Annotated in this window: 19 protein-coding genes; 9 read left to right on the plus strand and 10 right to left on the minus strand. The window is 67.6% G+C overall.

Features of this window, described 5'->3' with window-relative positions; translation table 11 throughout:
- Positions 1-646 precede the first annotated feature (646 nt).
- Complete coding sequence (locus tag KIP89_RS02000) at positions 647-850, minus strand: DUF1737 domain-containing protein (protein ID WP_213753743.1); 204 nt, start codon at positions 848-850, stop codon at positions 647-649.
- Positions 851-921: 71 nt separating this feature from the next.
- The gene (locus KIP89_RS02005) at positions 922-1,821 is read right to left on the minus strand and encodes an HpcH/HpaI aldolase/citrate lyase family protein (RefSeq protein WP_213753744.1); all 900 of its coding nucleotides are present in this window, start codon (positions 1,819-1,821) and stop codon (positions 922-924) included.
- A 124-nt stretch (positions 1,822-1,945) separates the two neighbouring features.
- Here KIP89_RS02005 and KIP89_RS02010 point away from each other — a divergent pair, with 124 nt between their 5' ends.
- Together KIP89_RS02010 and KIP89_RS02015 are read left to right on the plus strand one after the other, a co-directional pair.
- A complete protein-coding gene (locus KIP89_RS02010; protein ID WP_213753745.1) occupies positions 1,946-3,112 on the plus strand; it encodes an NAD(P)/FAD-dependent oxidoreductase in 1,167 nt (388 codons plus the stop codon).
- Between the two features lie 11 nt (positions 3,113-3,123).
- Positions 3,124-3,891, plus strand: coding sequence for a DUF429 domain-containing protein (locus KIP89_RS02015; protein ID WP_213753746.1), 768 nt, complete (start codon positions 3,124-3,126; stop codon positions 3,889-3,891).
- A gap of 578 nt (positions 3,892-4,469) precedes the next feature.
- Here the strand turns inward: KIP89_RS02015 and cysC are convergent.
- Positions 4,470-6,425: an adenylyl-sulfate kinase gene (gene cysC, locus KIP89_RS02020; protein WP_213753747.1), complete on the minus strand. Its 1,956-nt coding sequence runs from the start codon at positions 6,423-6,425 to the stop codon at positions 4,470-4,472.
- Positions 6,426-6,435: 10 nt separating this feature from the next.
- Positions 6,436-7,242 carry a sulfate adenylyltransferase subunit CysD gene (cysD, locus tag KIP89_RS02025; protein WP_213753748.1) on the minus strand — a complete coding sequence of 269 codons (807 nt, stop codon included), beginning with the start codon at positions 7,240-7,242 and terminating at the stop codon, positions 6,436-6,438.
- A gap of 135 nt (positions 7,243-7,377) precedes the next feature.
- Here cysD and KIP89_RS02030 point away from each other — a divergent pair, with 135 nt between their 5' ends.
- From KIP89_RS02030 to KIP89_RS02050, 5 genes are all read left to right on the plus strand, one after another.
- Positions 7,378-7,686, plus strand: coding sequence for a DUF2849 domain-containing protein (locus KIP89_RS02030; RefSeq protein ID WP_213753749.1), 309 nt, complete (start codon positions 7,378-7,380; stop codon positions 7,684-7,686).
- 33 nt (positions 7,687-7,719) lie between these two features.
- A complete protein-coding gene (locus tag KIP89_RS02035) occupies positions 7,720-9,375 on the plus strand; it encodes a nitrite/sulfite reductase (protein WP_213753930.1) in 1,656 nt (551 codons plus the stop codon).
- On the plus strand, positions 9,362-9,889 hold the full coding sequence (locus KIP89_RS02040; RefSeq protein ID WP_213753750.1) for a DUF934 domain-containing protein: 528 nt from the start codon (positions 9,362-9,364) through the stop codon (positions 9,887-9,889). Before KIP89_RS02035 ends, KIP89_RS02040 begins: the two co-directional genes overlap by 14 nt.
- Positions 9,886-10,644 carry a phosphoadenylyl-sulfate reductase gene (locus KIP89_RS02045; protein ID WP_213753751.1) on the plus strand — a complete coding sequence of 253 codons (759 nt, stop codon included), beginning with the start codon at positions 9,886-9,888 and terminating at the stop codon, positions 10,642-10,644. The genes KIP89_RS02040 and KIP89_RS02045 overlap by 4 nt, the downstream gene beginning before the upstream one ends.
- Positions 10,645-11,670: 1,026 nt before the next feature.
- Positions 11,671-12,690, plus strand: coding sequence for a sulfate ABC transporter substrate-binding protein (locus tag KIP89_RS02050; protein WP_213753752.1), 1,020 nt, complete (start codon positions 11,671-11,673; stop codon positions 12,688-12,690).
- Positions 12,691-12,771: 81 nt separating this feature from the next.
- On the opposite strand, the gene KIP89_RS02055 is transcribed toward KIP89_RS02050, so the two are convergent.
- Positions 12,772-13,353 carry a YqaA family protein gene (locus KIP89_RS02055; RefSeq protein ID WP_213753753.1) on the minus strand — a complete coding sequence of 194 codons (582 nt, stop codon included), beginning with the start codon at positions 13,351-13,353 and terminating at the stop codon, positions 12,772-12,774.
- A 35-nt stretch (positions 13,354-13,388) separates the two neighbouring features.
- Complete coding sequence (gene hisE / locus KIP89_RS02060; protein ID WP_213753754.1) at positions 13,389-13,811, minus strand: phosphoribosyl-ATP diphosphatase; 423 nt, start codon at positions 13,809-13,811, stop codon at positions 13,389-13,391.
- A gap of 239 nt (positions 13,812-14,050) precedes the next feature.
- Between hisE and KIP89_RS20050 the strand changes: the two genes are divergently transcribed.
- Both KIP89_RS20050 and KIP89_RS02070 read left to right on the plus strand, forming a co-directional pair.
- Positions 14,051-15,418 (plus strand): D-alanyl-D-alanine carboxypeptidase family protein, encoded by a 1,368-nt coding sequence (locus KIP89_RS20050; protein WP_369807026.1) that lies wholly within the window; start codon positions 14,051-14,053, stop codon positions 15,416-15,418.
- Positions 15,419-15,472: 54 nt separating this feature from the next.
- Positions 15,473-16,600 (plus strand): CobW family GTP-binding protein, encoded by a 1,128-nt coding sequence (locus tag KIP89_RS02070; protein ID WP_213753755.1) that lies wholly within the window; start codon positions 15,473-15,475, stop codon positions 16,598-16,600.
- 7 nt (positions 16,601-16,607) lie between these two features.
- Here KIP89_RS02070 and KIP89_RS02075 read toward each other — a convergent pair whose 3' ends face one another.
- The 4 genes from KIP89_RS02075 to KIP89_RS02090 form a co-directional block, all read right to left on the minus strand.
- Positions 16,608-17,237 (minus strand): CAP domain-containing protein, encoded by a 630-nt coding sequence (locus KIP89_RS02075; protein ID WP_213753756.1) that lies wholly within the window; start codon positions 17,235-17,237, stop codon positions 16,608-16,610.
- A 71-nt stretch (positions 17,238-17,308) separates the two neighbouring features.
- Positions 17,309-19,744 (minus strand): DUF3772 domain-containing protein, encoded by a 2,436-nt coding sequence (locus tag KIP89_RS02080; protein WP_250152143.1) that lies wholly within the window; start codon positions 19,742-19,744, stop codon positions 17,309-17,311.
- Between the two features lie 209 nt (positions 19,745-19,953).
- Positions 19,954-20,619, minus strand: a complete 666-nt coding sequence (locus tag KIP89_RS02085) for a GNAT family N-acetyltransferase (protein WP_369807027.1) — start codon at positions 20,617-20,619, stop codon at positions 19,954-19,956.
- Positions 20,620-20,797: 178 nt separating this feature from the next.
- On the minus strand, positions 20,798-21,643 hold the full coding sequence (locus KIP89_RS02090; protein ID WP_250152144.1) for a S1 family peptidase: 846 nt from the start codon (positions 21,641-21,643) through the stop codon (positions 20,798-20,800).
- Positions 21,644-21,786 lie beyond the last annotated feature (143 nt).

Here is a 21,786-nt window from a genome sequence, read left to right on the forward strand (position 1 = left end):
GGTAACGCGGTTCCGAGAACGTAAGACCGCCGAAGTCTCATCCGACATCCAACCCCGAAGGATCGGACATCCGCAAGGACCCCGCCGTCCACGTTTCTCTTTCTTCATCTTAACTTGTCAAACAGCGCGCCAGCTCAAAGCCAGCAGAGAACCGAAGCCCTCAACCTAAGGGCTCACACCCTTAGAAGTGTCGACGCCTTTCCCTCCGGCGGACGCCGGTCTTTCGACCCCGTCGATGAAGGGAAGGTCAGGAGCGCCTCGCTGCAGCGGCCGGAGCCGGTGGTCGGCGGCGCCCCGTCGATGGCGCGGTTTATAGGCTGGCTTGCCCGAAGCTGTCAACGGCTCCTGCCAAGAAAAATGACAGGCTCACGACACTGTTGATAAGCGGCCCAGAGAAAGGGAAAAAATGCTGACCTTTCAGAGGCTTATCAAAATCGCTCGAAAAGCCTCGAAAAGCCGCGCCCCGCACGGGCGCCCCTGAAAAGCCGGTTCGTCCGCCGGGAGAGCCCGCAAACCCCGCTTTGGGGGTCAAAACCTGCCCCAATCGGTGCAGGGCGTCGGATCGACTGCCTGCCAAACGGGCATTTGCCGGGGTTTCCCGCCCGTCTCCCGCGCCGGGCGCCGCCAACGCCGTCCCCGCCGGCACTTAGTGCTCGGACAGCACCACTTCCTCGGACCACTCGCCCTCCACCTCCTTGACGATGGCCTGGCCGCAGATCACCCGGCCCTTCACCGCGTCGAAGGTCAGGGCCGGGCTGCCATGGAGCTGCCAGCCCTTGTTGAGGGCGGCGCTGACACGCTTGCAGAAGGCCGCGTCGTCCGGTCCGGTGAGGTAGCGATAGAGCTTCATAGGGTCCTCAAAGGGTCGATGCGGCCATTGATGCCGCCGTGATCAGAATAGGAGAGCGCCGCCCGCCCGCGTCAGCCCCGCGCGGCAATGGCGTCGGCCAGCGCCACGCGCTTGCGGGCGATGTCGGCATGCATGCGCTCATACATCCGCCCGCCGACCTGCAGCACGCCCCGGCCGGCATTCTCCGGCCGGTCGAACATGGCGATCAGCGCGCGCGCCTGCGCGAGTTCGTCGTCCGGCGGGCTGAAGGCGGCGTTGCAGGTCTCGATCTGGCCGGGATGGATCAGCGTCTTGCCGTCAAACCCCATGATGGCGGCCTCCGCGCATTCGCGGGCGAAGCCGTTCAGGTCGGTAAAATCGTTCCACACCCCGTCGAGCACCTCCACCCCGCCGGCCCGCGCCGCCAGCACGCAATGCGACAGCCAGGACGCCATGGAGGCGCGTCCGGGCCGGAGCTGCGCGCCGGTCTCCTTGGCGAGATCATTGGTGCCCAGCACCATGACGGCGAGCCGCGTCGCCGGGTTGCGGGCGGCGAGCGCGATGTCGAGCGCGCGCAGCACGGCCAGCGGGGTCTCGATCATCGCCCAGAGCCGCAGCCCTGAGGGCGCGCCGAGCGCCTCCATCTGGCGGCCGACCACCAGCAGCGTCTCGGCATCGGCGACCTTGGGGATCAGCACGGCATGGATCCCCACCCCGGCGGCGGCGGCGCGGGCGATGGCGGCAAGGTCCGCGTCGAACCAGGGCGTGTTGGTGCCGTTGACCCGCACCACCACCTCGCGCCGGCCGAAGCCGCCGGCGGTCAGGCTCTGCACCACCTGATCGCGCGCCTCGCGCTTGGCTTCGGGCGCGACGGCGTCCTCAAGATCGATGATGAACCCGTCGGCGGGCAGGTCGCGCGCCTTCTCCAGAGCGCGGGCATTGGAGCCGGGCATATAGAGAACACTGCGGCGGGGGCGGATCGGCGCAAACATGATTCGCTCGGCTCATTGGCAATCGGGCAAATCGAGCCTATCCGGCTCCATGGGGCGCTGCCAATGGTCTCGCGCGCCCGGACCACTACGTAGCGGAAAACGGCGGATCGAAAAACGGCGGATCATGGACGAGAGCTTCGATGTCATCATCGCGGGCGGCGCCATCATGGGGGCGGCGGCGGCCTATTTCCTCACCCTCGACCCCGCCTTCACCGGGCGCGTGGCGGTGATCGAGCGCGACCCCAGCTTCGCGCGCGCCTCCACCACCCTGTCGGCGGCCTCGCTGCGCCAGCAATTCTCCATCCCCGAGAATATCCGCATGTCGCTGTTTGGGCTGGACTTCCTGCGCACGGCAAAGGAACGCTTCGGGCCGGACACCGATCTCGCCTGGCATGAGGGCGGCTATCTCATCCTCGCCAGCGAGGCGGGAAGGCCCATTCTGGAAGCCAACCACCGGGTGCAGCAGGCCGAGGGCGCCGACATCGCGCTGCTGGACCCCGCCGCGCTCAATGCCACCTTCCCCTGGCTCCATGTCGAGGACCTCGCGGCCGGCGCCTATGGCCGCTCCGGCGAGGGCTGGTTCGATGCCCATGCGCTGCTCGCCTGCCTGCGCACAGCCGCCAAGGCGCAGGGCGCGCATTTCATCACCGCCGAGGTCGCCGCCATCGAACGCGCCGGCGACCGCATCGCCGGGGTGACGCTGACCGATGGGCGGCGCCTCGGCTGCGGCGCGCTGGTCAACGCCGCCGGGCCGTGGGGCGGGCGGCTCGCCGCCATGGCGGGCATCGTGCTGCCGGTGATCGGCAAGAAGCGGTGCGTCTTCGTCGTCCATTGCAAGACCGAGCTGCCGAAGCTGCCGCTGCTGGTCGATCCCTCAGGCTTCTATATCCGCCCGGAAGGCAGCTTCCAGATCTGCGGCGCCCCGCCGGCCGAGGATCCCGATGCCGGCGATGATTTCGAGGTCGACTGGTCGGTGTTCGAGGAGAGCATCTGGCCCGCGCTCGCCCACCGCATCCCGGCGATGGAAGAACTGAAGCTGGTGCGCGCCTGGGCCGGTCATTACGAGATGAACCTGCTCGACCACAACGCCGTCATCGGCCCGCACCCGCAGGTCGGCAACTTCTACTTCATGAACGGCTTCTCCGGCCACGGCCTGCAACAGGCCCCCGCCGCCGGGCGGGCGATCGCCGAATGGCTCGTCCATGGCCGCTCCGTCTCTCTCGATCTCGACGTGTTCGGCTATGAGCGCATCGCCACCGGGCGCCCCCATGCGGAACTGAACATCATCTAAAGGGGGCGCTGATGCGCGTCGCGGGGGTGGATGGCTGCAAGGGCGGCTGGGTGGCGGTGATCGTCGCGCCGGACGGGACGACGAGTGCCCGCCGCCTCGGCTCATTGGCCGAACTGTTCGACGCGCCCTCCCCGCCCGAGATGATCGCCCCGGATCTTGTGGCCATCGACATGCCGATCGGCCTGCCGGAGACGGTCGAGGCGAAGGGCCGGGCGCCGGAGCGGCTGGTGCGCCCGCTGCTCGGCGGGCGGCAGTCCAGCGTCTTCTCCATGCCCTCGCGCGCGGCGGTCTATGCCAGCGTCGACCCGGCGGTCCCGGAGGAAGCGCGCTACCGCCATGCCTGCGCTGTGGCGCGGGCGACCTCGACGCCGCCGCGCGCGGTCGCCAAGCAGGCCTTTCACATCTTCCCGAAGATCATCGAGATCGACACGCTGCTGCGCGCCCGACCGGCACTTCAGGCGCGGCTGTTCGAATGCCACCCGGAAGTGAGCTTCTGGGCGCTCAACGGGCAGGTCCCGCTCGACGTCGCCAAAAAGGTGAAGAACGCCCCGCACGCACCGGGCCTCGCCCTGCGCCGTGCCCTGCTGGAGGCGGCCGGCTTTGCCCCCGCCATCCTGTCGGCCGCCACGGCCCGCGCGCTGAAGGTCGGCGCCGATGATCTGATCGACGCCGCAGCCGCCGCCTGGACCGCCGGCCGGCTGGCGCGCGGCGCGGCCACCAGCTTCCCCACCCCGCCCGAGCGCGACGCGCTGGGACTGCCGATAGCGATCTGGGCGTAGAGGGCCGACACGCGTAGAGGATGCCGCGCAGCCTTATCGCACGGCGCCTGCCACCCCTCACGCCGTCATCCCCGGACTTGATCCGGGGATCCACGCTTTCGGCCGGGCGCTCGGGACGGGAAGGCGTGGATGGCCGGATCAAGTCCGGCCATGACGATGTGTGGGCGGAAGGCGCGCGGAAGAAGCAGTACTGTCAGGGGACGCCCCGTGCCCAACCGGACGTTGTCCCCAGTCGCACGACTCCCCCATTTACAACGTCATCCCCGGACTTGATCCGGGGATCCACGACTTGGGCGGGAGCACGGCGGAACGGAAGACGTAGATGGCCGGATCAAGTCCGGCCATGACGATGTGTGGGATGGAAGAGGGTCTCCGGTCGGAGTCGCACCGTCATGCCCAGTCGCACGTCCCCCCCATTTACAACGTCATCCCCGGGCTTGACCCGGGGATCCACGCTTTCGGCCAGGCGCTCGGAAAGGGAAGACGTGGATGGCCGGATCAAGTCCGGCCATGACGGTGTGTGAGCGGGGACGTGGGAGCAGAACGAATTGCGACGAGGGCGGCCGCTCCCCCGCGCCTTATATCCCCGCGTCGTCCGCCACCGGCTCGCCCGGCTGGTGGAACACGCCCGCCCCGGCCAGCATCGCCTCGATGCGGTCGACCGCCGCGCTCTGGTCGAGCTTGTCGGTCTCGATCACCAGTTCCGGCGCGGTCGGCGCCTCATAGGGCGCGTCGATGCCGGTGAAGCCGCGGATTTCGCCGGCCCGTGCCTTGGCGTAGAGCCCCTTCGGGTCGCGCGCCTCGCACAGTTCGAGCGGGGCGGAGACGTGCACCTCGAAGAAGCTCTCTCCGACAATGGTGCGCACCCGCGCCCGCGCCGCCGCCGCCGGCGAGACCGCCGCCACCAGCACCACATGGCCGAGCCCCCTGAGCAGGCTGGCCACCTCGGCGAGGCGCCGGTTGTTCTCGGCCCGGTCGGCGTCGGAAAAACCGAGATCGCTGTTCAGCCCGGCGCGCAGCGTGTCGCCGTCGAGCAGGGTGACCAGCCCGCCCCGGTTGAACAGGCGGCGCTCCAGCGCCCGGGCGATGGTTGACTTGCCCGAGCCCGACAGGCCGGTGAGCCACACCACCGCGCCATCATGGCCGAAGCGGCCGACCCGTTCCTCGAAGGTGACGGCGGAGGCCACCGGCGTGATGTGGCGCGCGGCTGGGGTGGCGGGCACCGCCTCGGCGTCGAGCACGGAGATGACGAGGCCGCCGCCGGCAATGCGTCCGCCGAGTTCCAGCGCCACGCGGCCGGTGCGCGGGTTGAGCCCGTGCGGATCGGCGGCGATGGGGCGCGAGAGCAGCAGCTCCACCTCGCCCACCTGGTTGCGGCCGATGCGCCGGGATTCGAAGGTCGAGAGATGGCCGGGATCGACCACCTCATGCACCACGGCGACGGTGGCGCGTGATTCCGAGGTGGCGAGGCGCACGATCAGCGACGTGCCGACCTCCAGCGCCTCCTCGGCCAGCCAGAACAGACGCACGCGCAGGCGCCGCGTGGCGTGCGGGCGCGCGGCCGGGGTGGAGAGGATTTCGCCGCGCTCGACAAAGATCTCGCGGTCGAGGGTGAGCCCGGCGGCCGCGCCCGCGTCGAGTGCCGTCAGTTCCTGCCCGGCGGGCGGCACCGGCCAGCTTTCGATGGTCTTCACCACCGCGCTCTTGCCGGAGGGCTGGAACACCACCTCGTCGCCGACCTTGAGGCTGCCGGTCTCGATGCGGCCGGCGACGATGCGCCGGTCGTCGAATTTGTAGACCGCCTGCACCGGCATGCGCAAAGCGAGGTCGCCGGCCGCGCGGGCCGGCTCGAAGCGGTCGAGCGCCTCCAGCACGGTCGGCCCGTCATACCAGGGTGTGCGGGTGCCATGGGCGGAGACGCCGTCGCCCTCGCGGGCGGAAATCGGGATCACCGCGCTCGCCCGCACGCCGAGTCCGGCGAGATAGGCGCTGATCTCGGTCTCGATGGCGCGGAAAGTCGCCTCCTCGAAGCCGACCCGGTCCATCTTGTTCACGACCACGGCGACCTGCTTCACGCCGAGCAGATGCAGCAAATAGCCATGCCGCCTTGTCTGGTCGCGCACGCCCTCGGCGGCGTCGATCAGCAGGAAGGCGGCATCGGCCTGCGCCGCGCCGGTGATCATGTTGCGCAGGAATTCCGCATGGCCGGGCGCGTCGATCAGGATGATGTCGCGCGAAGGCGTCTGGAAGCGGATCTGGCTGGTGTCGATGGTGATGCCCTGGTCGCGCTCGGCCTGCAGGCTGTCGAGCAGGAACGACCATTCGAACGGCATGCCGCGCCGGGCGGAAATTTCCTTGAGCTGCTCCAGCTTCTGGCTGGTGATGCCGCCGGTCTCGTGCAGCAGGCGGCCGATCAGCGTCGACTTGCCGTGATCGACATGGCCGACGATGACGATGCGCACGAGCTGCCGGTCGGCGGCGGCGACGGGGGCGGCGAGGCTGGCGAAATTGGCCGAAGTGACAGTTGCTGACATGGTTGCCGCCTCACAGATAGCCGGCGACGCGCAGTCGCTCGAAGGAATCCTCGGATTCATGGTCCATGGCGCGGCCCGAACGCTCCGGCACCTTGGTGGTGGCCAGCTCGATCAGAATGTCCTCGATCGTCGCCGCCTCCGACGCCACCGGGAAGGTGATGTCCTGGTCGCCCAGCGAGCGGTAACGCTTGCCGGCCTTGGAGAAATACAGCGGGATCACGGGAATTTTCTCGCGCTGCGTGTAGGCCCAGATGTCCAGCTCGGTCCAGTGCAGGATCGGGTGCACGCGCAGATGCGCGCCGGCCGGCAGAGTGGCGTTGAAATGATCCCAGAACTCGGGGGGCTGCTCGCGCACGTTCCAGTCGCCCTCCAGCCCGCGCGGGGAGAACACGCGCTCCTTGGCGCGGGTCGCCTCCTCGTCGCGGCGAATGCCGGCGACCACGGCGTCGAAGCCGAACTTCTCCAGCGCCATCTTCAGCCCTTCGGTCTTGCGGGCGGCCGAGCGGGTGGCGGGCGGCAAAGTCGGGTCCATCTGTTCCAGCGGCGGGCACGGCTCGACGCGCAGGTCGAGACCCCACGCCCCGGCATAATGGTCGCGGAAATCGTACATTTCCCGGAACTTCTTGCCGGTGTCGACATGCATCACCGGAAACGGCACATGGCCGAGAAAGGCCTTGCGCGCCAGCCAGATCATCACGTTGGAATCCTTGCCGAGCGACCAGAGCAGCGCCATGCGCTTCATCCGCGCGAAGGCCTCCCGGAAGATGTAGATGCTCTGAGCCTCAAGCTCGTCGAGCCGGTCGTCGGCGGTGGACATGGCGAGAACCCGATTGTCGCTGCCCGCTGGGGCGGGAGCTAATTACACGTGAAAATCGTGCATTTAAACCTTTTGCACGTTCTAAATTGGTGTTATGCAGAGCCAACCCATCCGTCAACAGGAAATTAGAAGCCCATGGCCGCCCCGCAACAGCAGAAACTGAAGGTCAACGGTCCCGTCGTGGTGACGGCGAACCGGCTGACGGACGGCGCTGTGGTGTGGCGCACGGCGGCCGGCGGCTGGTCGGCGGAATTGGCCGACGCGGCGGTGGTGACCAGCGCGGAGGCCGCCATCGCCCTGCTCGCCGGCGCCCAGCAGCGCGACATCGACGCGGTCGGCGCCTATGTGGCCCCGGTCCTGCTTGGCGCGGACGGCGCGGTGGCGCCGGGCAATCTGCGCGAGCGCATCCGCGTCGCCGGTCCCACTTTCGAGCTGCCGCACTGATTGACGATCACGACGCATAAGGCGAAGCCGACCATGTATGTCTATGACGAATTCGACCGCGCCTTCCTGGCCGAACGTGTCGCGGAATTCCGCGATCAGGTGGGCCGGCGGCTGTCCGGCGCGCTGAGCGAGGACGAGTTCAAGCCGCTGCGGCTGATGAACGGCGTCTATCTCCAGCTGCACGCCTATATGCTGCGCATCGCCATTCCCTATGGCACGCTCAATTCCGACCAACTTCGCCGCATGGCCTATGTCGCCCGCCGCTATGATCGCGGCTATGGCCATTTCACCACCCGGCAGAACATCCAGTTCAACTGGATCAAGCTGGACGAACTGCCCGAGGCGATGGCCGCGCTGGCTGAGGTCGGCGTCCACGGCATCCAGACTTCCGGCAATTGCATTCGCAATGTTACCACCGACCAGTGGGCCGGCGCCACGCCCGGCGAATATGACGATCCGCGCATCTGGGCGGAGATCCTGCGCCAGTACTCGACGCTGCACCCCGAATTCACCTATCTGCCGCGCAAGTTCAAGATCGCCATCACCGCCGCCCCGCAGGACCGCGCCGCCATCAAGGTGCACGATGTCGGCCTGCGGCTGCACCGCAACGAGGCGGGCGAGCTCGGCTTCGAGGTGCTGGTCGGCGGCGGTCTCGGCCGCACGCCGTTTGTCGGCAAGCTGGTGCGCCCCTTCCTGCCGGCGCGCGACCTGCTCAGCTACATCGAAGCCATCATGCGCGTGTACAATCAGTACGGACGCCGCGACAACATCTACAAGGCGCGCATCAAGATCCTCGTCCACGAGATCGGCGCGGAAGAGTTCTCGAGGGCTGTCGAGGCCGAATGGGAGGCGATCCGCGAGGGCGCCCTCAAGATGACCGACGAGATGATCGCGGAAATCCGCGGCCGCTTCCTCTACCCGGATTTCGCCGCGCTTACCGACAACCCGCCGGAACTGGTCGAGGCGCTGAAGGATGAGCGTTTCGTCACCTGGCACGCCAATTCGGTGCACACCCACAAGGTGCCGGGCCACGCCATCGTCACCATCTCGCTGAAGCCCGTCGGCGCCCCTCCGGGCGATGCCACGGCCGACCAGATGGAGGTCGTCGCCGACCTCGCCGACCGCTACGGCTTCCGCGAGATCCGCGTCGGCCACGAGCAGAATCTCTGCCTGCCCAATGTCGCGCAAAAGGATCTGCCGGCGCTGTGGGCGGCGCTCGACGCGGCCGGCCTCGCCACGCCCAACGTCAACCATATCAGCGACATCATCGCCTGCCCGGGCCTCGATTATTGCGCGCTGGCCAATGCCCGGGCCATTCCGGTGGCACAGGAAATCGCCAAGCGTTTCGCCGATCTTGACCGCTCGCGCGGCATCGGCCGGCTGCATGTCAACATTTCCGGCTGCATCAATGCCTGCGGCCACCACCATGTCGGCCATATCGGCATTCTCGGGGTCGAGAAGAACGGCCAGGAATTCTACCAGATCACGCTCGGCGGGCGCGCCGACGAGAAGGCCCAGCTCGGCACCCTGCTCGGACCTGCCGTGTCCTATGAGCAGGTGCCCGACCTTATCGAGGACGTGGTGGACACCTACATGGAGCTGCGGGCGGGACCGCAGGAGCTTTTCATCGACACCGTCGCCCGCCTCGGTGTCGAGCCCTTCAAGGAGCGCGTCTATGCCGCTCATTGAGAATGGACAGATCATCGAGGATCGCTTCGTGCGCGTGACCGACGAGGACGCGCTGCCCGAGGGCGTGCCCGTGCTCATCGGCACCGACCGCTTCCTGAAGGAGGCAGCCGCGCTGAAGGGCCGGCAGGCGCCTGTCGGCATCATCTGGCCGAACAACCGGCCGATCGCCGAGATCGCGCCCTATCTCGACCAGCTCTCGCTGATCGCGCTCAACTTCCCGAGCTTCCGCGACGGGCGGGCCTACAGCCAGGCCCGGCTGCTGCGCGAGCGGCTCGGCTGGACGGGGCCGCTGCGCGCCATCGGCAATGTGCTGCGCGACCAGTTCCTGCTGATGGAACGTTCCGGCTTCGACCAGGTCGATGCGGTGAAGGCCGCTGACGCCGACGCCTTTGACGAGGCGGTACACCGCTACACCGTGTTCTACCAGCCCGCGACCCCCGACGAGCGCCCCAGCCTTCTGCGCCAGCGCCTCGGCCGAACCGTGTCCGGCGTCCCTGCGGGAGTGCCGAAATGAGCCTCGCCCAGCGCAGCGATGACAGCCTCTTCGTCAGCCTGCCGTCCGAGGCCCCTGTCTCCGACGCCGGGCTGACGGCGCTCAATCACGCGCTGGAAGCCGCCACCCCGGCCGAGATCATCGGTGAGGCCGCGCGCACGGTCGGGCCGGGCAAGCTCGCCCTCGTCTCCTCCTTCGGCACGGAATCGGCGGTGCTGCTGGCCTTCATGGCCGAGGTCGACCCGTCCATTCCGGTGGTGTTCCTCGACACCGGCTGGCTGTTCGAGGAAACGCTGGCCTATCGCGACACGCTCACCCGCCAGCTCGGCCTCAGGGATGTGCGCACCCTGCTGCCGGATGCGGCGCGGCTGGCGGAAATGGATGCCGAGCGCGATCTCTGGTTCTCCGACCCGGATGCCTGCTGCCGTATCCGCAAGGTCGAGCCGCTCGCCCGCGCCCTCAAGGGGTTCGACGGCTGGCTGAACGGGCGCAAGCGCTATCAGGGCGGCCTGCGCGCTTCCATCCCCGTGGTGGAACGCGACGGCACCCGGCTGAAGTTCAACCCGCTGGCCAATCTCGACCGCGCCGATGTGGACGCCGCCCATGCGCGCTTCAACCTGCCGGCCCACCCGCTGGTCGCCAAGGGCTTCGCCTCGGTCGGCTGCATGCCCTGCACCAGCCGGGCGAGCGCGGAGGAAGGCCGCGCCGGCCGCTGGGCCGGCCGCGCCAAGACCGAATGCGGCATCCACACCCTGCTGAACACGATCGAAAACTGAGCCGCCCTCCCCGGCCGGATCGCGGGCCGCAGCCCAGACCTGCGACGCCCCCGCCCCACACACCGTCATGGCCGTCCCCGGACTAGATCCGGGGATCAGCCCGGCCATCCACGTCTTGCTTCGCGCCATGCGCCGGCCGAAAGCGTGGATCCCCGGGTCAAGCCCGGGGATGACGGAGGCGAGGGCGTGACCCGGCCATCCACACCTTCCCGCACGTGCACCGAACCAGCCGGCGGCCCCAGATCACGTCCGGCCATCACGGCGCGACTCCAACCAGCACGCCACCCATCCCCCACACCGTCATGGCCGTCCCCGGACTTGATCCGGGGATCAGCCCGGCCATCCACGTCTTCCCTTTCCGAGCGCCCGGCCGAAAGCGTGGATCCCCGGGTCAAGCCCGGGGATGACGGGGCGAGGGTGTGACCCGGCCATCCACACCTTGCCGCACGCGGACCGACTCGAAGACGGGGGTGACGGGGTGAGGGTGTGACCCGGTCATTCACCCCTTGAACACGTGCACCGAGCCGAAGACGGGGATGACGGTACGCCCCCCGACTGGGGCGCGCCGCCCATCCCCCACACCGTCATGGCCGGGCTTGACCCGGCCATCCACGGCTTGCAGGCGTCGAGCCAGCGGAAGCGAAGTCGTGGATCCCCGGGTCAAGCCCGGGGATGACGGTGTTCTTTCGGGGCCGTTGCCTGAGCCGATATGCCCAATGCCCCCTCCACCCCCCACACCGTCATGGCCGTCCCCGGACTTGATCCGGGGATCAACCCGGCCATCCATGTCTTCCCGTCCCGGGCGCCCGGCCGAAGTCGTGGATCCATGGGTCAAGCCCGGGGATGACGGGTGACGGCGTGCCGTGGCGGACAGATGCCGAAACCGCATCCACCTATTTTACAGTACAAAATAGTCTATATATGAACATAATTACAGTTCTTATGTAGAATCTGTTTGACCACTTTATTTTAGCGTGAAATCCTTCCCTCATGCCATTGCGGGCGCGTCGCGCCGGGGAGTTCACCATGTCGTTCCGTCTGAAAACCGTGGCCATCGCCACCCTGGTCGTCGCCCTCGCGGCGCCGCTCGCCGCGCCGCAGACCGCCCACGCGGCGGACGCCACCCTGCTCAACGTCTCCTATGACCCGACGCGCGAATTCTACGCCCGGTTCAACAAGCTGTTCTCTGAGCGATATCAGGCCGAGACCGGCAAGGACGTCGCCGTCAACGCCTCGCATGGCGGCTCGGGCAAGCAGGCCCGCTCGGTGATCGAGGGGCTGGAGGCCGATGTCGTCACCCTGGCGCTCGCCTATGACATCGACGTCATCGCCGATAAGGGCCTGATCGCCGCCGACTGGCAGAAGCGCCTGCCCGACAATGCCTCGCCCTACACCTCGACCATCGTCTTCCTGGTACGCAAGGGCAACCCGAAGGCCATCAGGGACTGGCCGGATCTGGTGAAGCCGGGCGTCGAGATCATCACCCCCAACCCGAAGACCTCCGGCGGCGCGCGCTGGAACTACCTCGCCGCCTGGGCCTTCGCGCTCAAGGCCTATGGCTCGCCGGAAAAGGCCAAGGCGTTCATCGGCGAATTGTTCAGCCATGTCGCCGTGCTCGACACTGGCGCGCGCGGGGCCACCGTCACCTTCACCCATCGCGGCGTCGGCGATGTGCTGCTGGCCTGGGAGAACGAGGCCTTCCTCGCCCTGAAGGAGGTCGGCGCGGACAAGTTCGACATCGTCGTCCCCTCCCTCTCCATCCTCGCCGAGCCCCCGGTCGCCGTGGTCGACCGGAATGTCGATCGCCGCGGCACCCGCGCCGCCGCCGACGCCTATCTCAAGCTGCTCTATTCGAAGGAGGGCCAGACCCTGGCCGCGGAGAATTTCTACCGGCCGCGCGACCCGGAGGTCGCCCGCGCCTTCGCCGACCAGTTTCCCAAGGCCGAACTGGTGACCATCGACGACCCGATTTTCGGCGGCTGGCGGCAGGCGCAGAAGACGCATTTCGCCGATGGCGGGGTGTTCGACCAGATCTACGCGAAATAGCCGATCCCATTGGCCTCATCGGCCTGATCGTCCACCTCACTGCACCGACGCTCCGGCGGAAATCACCCTCCGCCGGGGCGCTCACAGCAGATAGAGCGAGACCAGAAAACCGCCGACAATGGCCAGCGCCAGCGCGGCGGTGACAAGGCCCAGCCGCTCCTCGATGAAGGTACGGGCGGTCGGCCCCACCCAGTAAAGCAGCCCCGCCACCATGAAGAAGCGCAGACCGCGCGTGATGACGGACAGGACAAAGAACCAGAACAGGCTGTAATGGGCAAATCCCGAGGTGATCGTGACCACCTTATAGGGGATCGGCGTCAGTCCCTTGATCAGGATGATCCAGTGCCCGTAACGCTGATACGCCTGCGAGAAGGCATCGACCTTGTCGCCATAGCCGTAAAGCTGGATCAGGAACAGGCCGACCGAGTCATAAAGCAGCGAGCCGATGGCATAGCCGACCAGCCCGCCAATGACCGAGGCCAGGGTGCAGATGCTGGCATAGAACCAGGCGAGCTTGGGCCGCGCCAGGCACATCGGCACCAGCATGACATCCGGCGGAACCGGAAAAAACGAGCTTTCAGAAAAGGATACGCCCGCCAGGGCCCAGGGCGCGGACGGCCGCTCGGCAAGCTTGATCACCCATTGGTAGAGGCGGCGCAGCATGGTGGCTCCTGAAGGGAAGGATGGGCTTACCGCCGTCAGCGGCGAGTATTGCCGCGCCGCCCGAGCGTGGGCGCCCCGCCCATGTCGGGCGCTTCATGCAGGCCAAGAGCCAGAAGATCAACCGGCAGGGCCGGCTTGGCAGCTCCCCGCTTAGGCATTTTCTCAGCCATGCCAAGCAGTTGCTCGCGCCGCTCCATCTCCGCCCAGACATCGTCGGGATCGATGCCCAGCTCGACCCAGAGCACGACGAGATTGTAGATGAGGTCCGCGCTCTCGCGGATCGTGCCGGACGTATCGCCCTGCACCGCATCGAGCGAGACTTCCACCGCCTCTTCCGCGACCTTTTTGGCGATGAAGGTCCGCCCCTTCGCGAACAGCCGGGCGGTGCGCGGCGAGGCGTTGCGTCCCCGGCGCGTGGCAACCACGGCATCATGCAGGCGGCGAATCGAATCACTCATGGATTCAGCGTACTACGCCATCCATGAAGCCGTCGTGTCGCCACAACCGCATGCAAAGCATGGCATCGTTGTTGCTGCTGAATTTTTGCTGCGGACTCCGGCGGACGTGTTGCCTCGCGCCGTTCTGATCGCAGAAATACCGGCCCCCTTTTGATCCGCCGCACCAAACGGTTTATGCAGGACATGCCGCGAGCGGTCCTTCATCCGCCGGTCCAACGCTGGAAACGGAACCTAGACGCGTGACGAAACTCTCCTTCCTGCGCGCCCGCCCCTCTTTGCCCGGCTGCCTTGCCGCGACCCTGGCGCTGGTCCTGACGGCCGCGCTCGCCCCCGCCGCACAGGCCACCCCGTCGCTGGTGGTGGAGGTGGATAGCGGCAAGGTGCTGATGGCCGAGGACGCCACCAAGCCGTGGTATCCGGCCTCCGTCACCAAGCTGATGACCGCCTATGTGACCTTCAAGGCGATCCGCGCCGGCCGCATTACCCCGCAAACACTCATTTCCGTTACCGAAACAGCGTCCGCGCAGCAGCCCTCGAAGATGGGCTTCAAGGTTGGCACGCAGGTCACGGTCGATAACGCGCTGAAGATGATGCTGGTGAAGTCCGCCAACGACATGGCGGTCGTTCTGGCGGAAGGCGTGGGCGGCAATTACGCCGCCTTCATCGCCGAGATGAACGCCAGCGCCCGCGAACTCGGCATGGACGGCACTCATTACGCCAACCCGAACGGCCTGCCCGACCCGAACCAGGTAACGACGGCGCGCGACCTCGCCATCCTCACCCGCGCCATCCTCACCGAGTTCCCCGAGCAATCCGACCTGTTCCGCATTCCCGCGATCAAGCTCGGCAATGCGGTGATCCGCAGCTACAACAAGCTGATCGACCGCTATCCCGGCGCCGATGGCATGAAGACCGGCTTCATCTGCGCCTCCGGCTTCAATCTCATCGCCACCGCCCATCGCGGCGACAAGCGGCTGATCGCCGTGGTGCTCGGCACCAATTCCGGCAAGGAGCGCACCGAACAGGCCGCCCTGTTGCTGGAAAAGGGCTTCCAGCACTCCTGGAAGATCTTCGGCGCGGTCTCCCCGACCGTGGACTCGCTGCGCAATGAGGGCGGCCCGCCGACCGACATGCGCGCGCAGGTATGCGGCGGCAAGCGCAAGAACACCGCCTCGGAAGCCGATGACGACAGCGGGCCGGCCCCCACCAGCTTCGTCGCCGCCGGCATGGGCAGTCTCGGCGACAATGTGACAGGCGCCAGCCTGCTGCAGAAACTGCCGCCCTCGATGTCGCCGGTCGAGGTGTTCGTCGGTCCCTTCCCGAGCGCCGAGGCGCTCGCCGCGGCCTATCCCCCGCCGCCGGAAAAGAAAAAGCCGGCCGCCAAGCCCACGGCCAAGAAGAAGTCCGGCCCCACCACTGCCGTGATCGACACCGCCCCGCTTCCCGCACCGAAGCCCGCGGCCAAGCCAGTCGCCGCGAAGCCCGCGCCGGCCAAACCGGCGGCCGCGAAACCTTCAGCCGCAAAGCCGGCGGCCGCCCCCGCGGCCAAGCCATTGCCGAATCCCGCCCCGGCGCCTACCTACCCGATCGTTCCCCCGCCGCAATAGCCGGCCGCAGACCTTCCGGGTTGCCGGACGGCGCAGCCCGGCAAGGAAGAACCGATGAGCGAACCGCCGCGCCAGCCGCCGGAACCGATCCCGGTCACTCTGCTCACCGGCTTCCTGGGGGCCGGCAAGACCACGCTGCTCAGCCGCTTGCTGCAGGATCCCGACCTTGCGGACACGGCGGTGCTCATCAACGAGTTCGGCGAAATCGGGCTCGATCACCTGCTGGTCCAGCATTTCGACGATGCGACCGTGCTGCTCGCCTCCGGCTGCCTGTGCTGCACCGTGCGCGGCGATCTGGTGGAGGGGCTGGAACAGCTCCTGCGCCGGATGGACAATGGCGCCATCCCGCCGTTCCGCCGTGTGGTCATCGAGACCACCGGCCTTGCCGATCCCGCACCCATCCTGCATGTGCTGATGATGCATCCCTATCTGGTGATGCGCTTTCGCCTCGACGGGGTGGTGACGGTCGTCGATGCGGTGAACGGCGCGGCGACGCTGGACGAACACCCCGAATCCGTACGGCAGGCGGCCATTTCCGACCGGATCGTGCTCACCAAGACGGATCTGCTCGACACGCCCGAGCGCGAGGCGGCGGCCGGCACGTTGCGCGACCGGCTGCGCCAGCTCGCGCCCGGCGCACCGGTGCTGGATGCCGCGCGCGGCGAGGCGACCGCTGCCAATCTGCTCGATGCCGGGCTTTATGACCCCGCCAGCAAGATACCCGATGTTTCCCGCTGGCTGGCCGATGAAGCGATCACCGCCGCCGAAGCGGAACGACGCGCTCATGCGCACGATCACAACCGGCATGACGACCGCATCCGCGCCTTCACCGTAGCCACCGAGGCGCCGGTCTCGGCGGCGGCGATCGACATGTTCCTGGAACTGGTGCGCGGCACGCACGGCCCGAAGCTGCTACGCCTCAAGGGCATCGTGAAACTCGCCGAAGACCCCGAGCGACCTCTCGTGCTCCACGGCGTGCAGCATGTGCTGCATCCGCCGAGCCAGCTCCCGGCCTGGCCGGACGAGGACCGGCGCACCCGTCTCGTCATGATCGTGCGCGATGTCGAGCCGGCGGTCATCCGCCGGCTGTTCGACGCCTTCATGGGGTTGCCGGCGCTGGGTCAGCCAGACGGCAAGGCGTTGACCGACAACCCGCTGGCGCCGGCCACGCTGCGGCGCTGACGCCACCCTACTGGGCGGGAAGCGGCGCCCCGTTGAGGTTGATCTGGGTCGAACCCACGGCGGGCGCCGACGAGGGCGCGGGAGCCGGGGCAGCCGGAGCCTGGATAGCCTCGGCCCGCGGGTCCGGCACCGCGATCACCATCGCCCAATAGACGCTGTATTTGGAACGCGGCGCCCGCACGGCGGCGATGCCGAGCCGCGTCGCACCCGCCAGAAGCATGTTCTTGTTGTGCGAGGGCGAATCCCGCCAGCCGGAAAACGCCTCGGCCAGCGTGTGATAGCCGGCCCCGACATTTTCCGCCGCCTTCAGCCCGGTGAAGCCCGCCGCCTTCAGCCGGGTGGTGAGCCCCCGCCCACCAATATTGTGCGAGAGCTGGTCGGCCGCCGCCATGGAGCGCGCCTGACGCTCGGCCACCGCCATCAGCGTCGGGTCGATCGTGACCGCCGGCAGGCCACGCGCCTGGCGATAGTCGCTGATCAGCGAGGCCGCCGCTTGCGGATCGAGCGCCCCGCCCTTGGCGATGTTGGCATAGAAGGTGTCATTGACCGGAACAGCGGTGGGATCGGCCGCGCAGCCCGCCAGCAACAGGCTGGCGAACAGGGCGACGGCGAGGCGCTTCGACGAGGGGAAGGTCATGGAGGCTCGGGGCTGGAGGCTCGGGGCTGGGAAGAACGAAAAGGTGGCGGGCGCGATGTCCGTCGCTATTTTTAGTCGGTGCTCGACGCATCGGGAGAGCCGAGAATGCCGCCGCGATAGATGTTCCAGGGCGTATAGGGGATGCCGATCTTGGCCGCCTTCATCCGCTCCAGAATGGCAAAGTGCAGGTCGCTCTTGACGGTAAGCGCATAGTCCACATTCGCCACCACGCAGCGCAGTTCGAACTGCAGATAGCTGTCGGCAAACTTGATCAGATAGACGCGCGGCGGCGGGCTGCGCAGCACCTGCGGATGATCGCAGGCACAGCCGACCAGCAGGTCACGAACCTCGTCGGCATCCGCGTCATAGGCGACATTCACCCCCACGATGACCCGCCCGGTCGTGTTGGCATGGGTGAAGTTCTTCACCAGCCCGGTAATGAGGTCGGAATTGGGGATCAGCACCGAGGCGCGGTCAAAGGTTTCGATTTCCGTCGCGCGCACGCTGATGCGCCGCACATAGCCTTCCTCGCCCTTCACCGAGATGGTGTCGCCAACCCGGATCGGCCGCTCGGCGAGCAGGATCAACCCGGAGACAAAGTTGGAGACGATCGACTGGAGACCGAAGCCGATACCGACGGAAAGCGCACCGGCGACCAGCGCCACGTTTTCCAGGTTCAGCCCGAGTTGCCCCATGGCAATGGCGATGACGGTGATCGAGCCGACATAGCCGATGATGGTGGCAATGGAGTTCTGCAATCCCGGATCGAACGATGTCTTTGGCAGGATCGCCACCGAGAACCAACGCTGCACCGCCCGCGCCACGACGATACCCATGGCAAGGAAAAGCAGCGCGCTCAGCACGTCGCCGATCGTGATCGTGGAATTGCCGATGCTGAAGCCGAAGGTGGCGCGGCTCAGCAGGTCCTGAATGTCCGCGGTCGAGGTGCCGAAGGTACCGATCACCACCACGAGAATGACGATGATCGCCACCAGCTTCAGCACGCCCGCGACGAGGACCGAGAGCAGTTCCACGCTCGCCGGCCGCACGCCAAGCGCCTTGGCGAAGTGCCGGGCTCGCGGCCCGGAGGCGATGCCGTCAACGAACACAGCGTTGATCAGGGCGATGATCAGATAGGCGGTGCCGGCCATGACCACCGCAACCAGCGCCCGCGAGGCAAGGAAGGTGGCGAAGCTCACATAGCCGCCCACCAGGGCGGCAACGATGATCGCGGTGAGCACCCAGAAAGGAAGCCGGATCCACTGGAGCGCGTTCGAGTTGGGCGAGGCCGTGCCGCCATCATTGGCCTCGCCGGCTTTGGCACCGGCCCCGCCCTCGGCGGCCGCCTCGTCATCCGCGCCATCCACCAGCCCGCGCATGGTGCGCAAGGACACAAGAACCAGAGCGATGGCCATGGTGGCGCTGGTCGCCACGGTGAGCGGCACCGGGGCCACGAGAGCCCGGTGAAACGCGTTCAGCGCCGCCGCCACACCGAGGATCCACAGCCCGAGAGTGGCGTTCGTATAGATGAGCCGCGCCATCTCGTCGGAAATCGGCAACACGCGGCGGCGCGGTTCGGTTGGCGCGAGCGCGCCAAGCAGCAGGCCATGGCCGATGGCGATGATGCTCACCGCCAGGATGACCCCCTGAGCCACCTCTGCCACCCGTTCGGGCAGCAAGTCGAAAGCCCCCAGCAGCGACATGACGGCAATGGTTGCCGCCGGCGCCGCAACGGTGCTGATCAGCGCGACCAGCGCGGAGAGGAGGCAGGCTTTGAGACGCGGCAAGTGCTCGCCACTGGCGCCGAGATCAAGCCGGCGCAGCGGCCGCGCGAACATTTTTCGCAGGAAGAAGGTGAGGCCGATAATGGCAAAGACGGCCGCCATCACCAGCATCTGGCCGATGAGGGGCATGCGTGCGTCGGCATAAGCCTGCCAGTCGCCCAGCAGGTAGCGCACGCCACGCAATTCCTGCGGGATGGCGGCAGCGGCCGAAAGCCATAACGTCGGATCGAGGGCGGAATAGGAGCGGGCGAAAAGCTGGTCCGTGAACATGGCCCGCCGCCGGCTGATGATCCGGTCGGAAAGTTGGTCCGCCCGCACCTTCAGTAGCTTGGCCTGTTTGAGCACCGCATCGAGTTCGCTCGCGCGCACCGTGAGCGTCTCGCGCTCGCTGGCAATGGCCGGATCTTCCGGCGGCGCATCGGCGGCAGGCTTCGGGCCGATCTCCTGGACGCGCCGGTTGAGGTCGGCCAACAGCGGCTCGAGAAGGGCGATTCCGGCGGCCAGGTCCGTCCGTACCGGATCGAGCCGGTTGCGCAGATCATCAAGGTCGATCGATCGCAGGCTCTCGCGGCTGAGTGCCCCCTCCACGCCGTCCACGACGGCGCGAAAACCGCTCAGCTTCTCCTGAAGCGCCGTCTGCTCGGGAAGCGCCTGCGTCTGTGCCGCAGCGGGAGACGGCGCCAGCACAAGCACCGTGCCCGCTGTGAGAAGAAGTCCGCACAAGGCGACGCAGAGAGCTGACCGTGCCCGCCGCGTGAAAGCGCGCAGCGCAAAGCCGAAGCGCGCGGAGCGGGCCGATGGTACCGCTCTCGCGCGGAGAAATGCGTCTGTGTGCTGAATCATGATCTCGGGCGTATTGGAGCCGGAGAGCACTCTGTCATGCCCGATATGGGCCAAGTCAAGGCGACCGGCGCCTCGACGATCCCGCGCCGTCAGCTTCCACGCATCGAAGGCGGCAGGCTGCGCTCCTGCAGATCAAAAGCCGCCGACCACACCGCGGCGACATCGCCGACGAATTCGCGCAGGCGCGAGAAGAAGGTGGGGTGCGGAGCCCTTACGCGACCGACGACTTCTTCATCATCGACGGAGAAATCGGCCGCATGATTGACGGCGAGATGTTTCATCCGGCCGTTATTGGGGAGGAACACGACCTGCAATTCCTCGATGTCGCGATTCTGGGCCAACAGCACCAGCTGGCGCATCAGCGCGGAACCGATACCCTTGCCCTGCCAGGGACGTTCGACGCTGAAGGCGGCCTCGGCGGAAGACGGCTTGCCCTTCACGCGCGGCATCGGGTGAAGCTCGGCGACGGCGCGCAGCTCCCCCTCGACGAAATAGCCGAGCGCGCAGGCATCGCCGCTGATCACCCGATTGGCATGGCGCACGATCGCCGCATCCGAGACGACGCCACCGAAGCGCATGAAGCGGCTGAGCGGATCAAGCCGGAGCAGATGCTCGACAAGAAGATGACGCTCGGCAGGCAACAGCTTGCGGACCTGGCCGTCCAGCTCAACGGCGCGGGCAAATCGGCCCGGCACAGCACCGTTCTCGGCAGAGACGGCCGTGGCATCGGAGCGCGGATCGGTCAGTTCGGTCACGGGCATGGTCTGGGTCTCGACGACCGCTCGGTCATATTGCGGCGCAGCAGACATATGCGCACTGCACAAGAAGACAACTCGCGTCGCTGCATGGCTCTCATGCACGCTGGACGAGCCACATTCCATCCTGACGCAAGCTTGCGCCACTAGGCGCGCGTCGGCAATGCGTAAGGCTACGCTAGTCGGCCGCCGCGCTGAGCGGCTGATGCCGGCTGACCACATCCATGATCGCCCGCCGCAACCCGCCTTCGGCCGTGACGCCGAAATTGTAATGGCTCATGGAGAACGGCCCCGGCTGGCCCGGATGGGCGGAGCGGAACCCGACATAGACGCCCTGAAAGCTCCCCTCCTCGTCCAGCAGCGCCGCGCCGGAGGTGCCGCCCTCCGCGTCGCAGTCGATCGCGACTTCGCGCAGCCCGTCCGGCGCGCGGGCGGTCTGCACCCGGGCGCGGCAATGCTGCAGCGAATGGGCCTCGACGCCGCCGGTGCGGGCCGCGGCCACAAGCACCAGCCGGCCCGGCACTTTCAACGCGGAACCGAGCGGATAGGGACGCACGCCGGGCACGGTGCGCTCCAGGGGAACCACCGCCCAGTCACGCATGGCGGGATCGGCATAGGGCTCGCGCGAGCCGCACAGCGTGTCGGCCAGCCGGATGGGCACGACCTGCCGCCCCCCGGAGGTCTCGATCTCGAAGGTGCACAGAGCCTTCCGGTCGCGGGAGAGCCCATCGGGCGCAAAGAGCATGTGCGCCGCCGTCACGATGACATTGCCCGCGCCGACGAGTTGCCCGGTCCCCACCGCGCCGCCGCACCGCACCAGACCCGTCGCGCCGAAGCGGGATGCCAGTTGTTGCCGGGAAAGCCCGTTTTTCTCGGCGAACGCTGCCGGCGACAGCCGGTCGTCGCCGTCGATCATCACCGCCGAGGAGGGCAGCTCGCGCGCCGGCGCCGCCTGCGGCGCGGCAATCGCCAGCACCATCAAGGCTGTAGCGGCGCGAGAGCGGATCGCTCGGCTGGCCCCCATTGGCTCCCCCTTTCGTGATGGAACCATTTCGACGCAGGAAGATGACCGGTTCAAGGCGGCCCCGTCCGTCTTACCTCTTCGTCGCAGAAAGCCCCCCACATGCTTGCGGCAGCCCCATGTGGCAGCTAAGGCGTGCAGTGCGA

Origin of the sequence: Ancylobacter radicis (genome assembly GCF_018449475.1) — a bacterium.
GTDB classification, from domain to species: domain Bacteria; phylum Pseudomonadota; class Alphaproteobacteria; order Rhizobiales; family Xanthobacteraceae; genus Ancylobacter; species Ancylobacter radicis.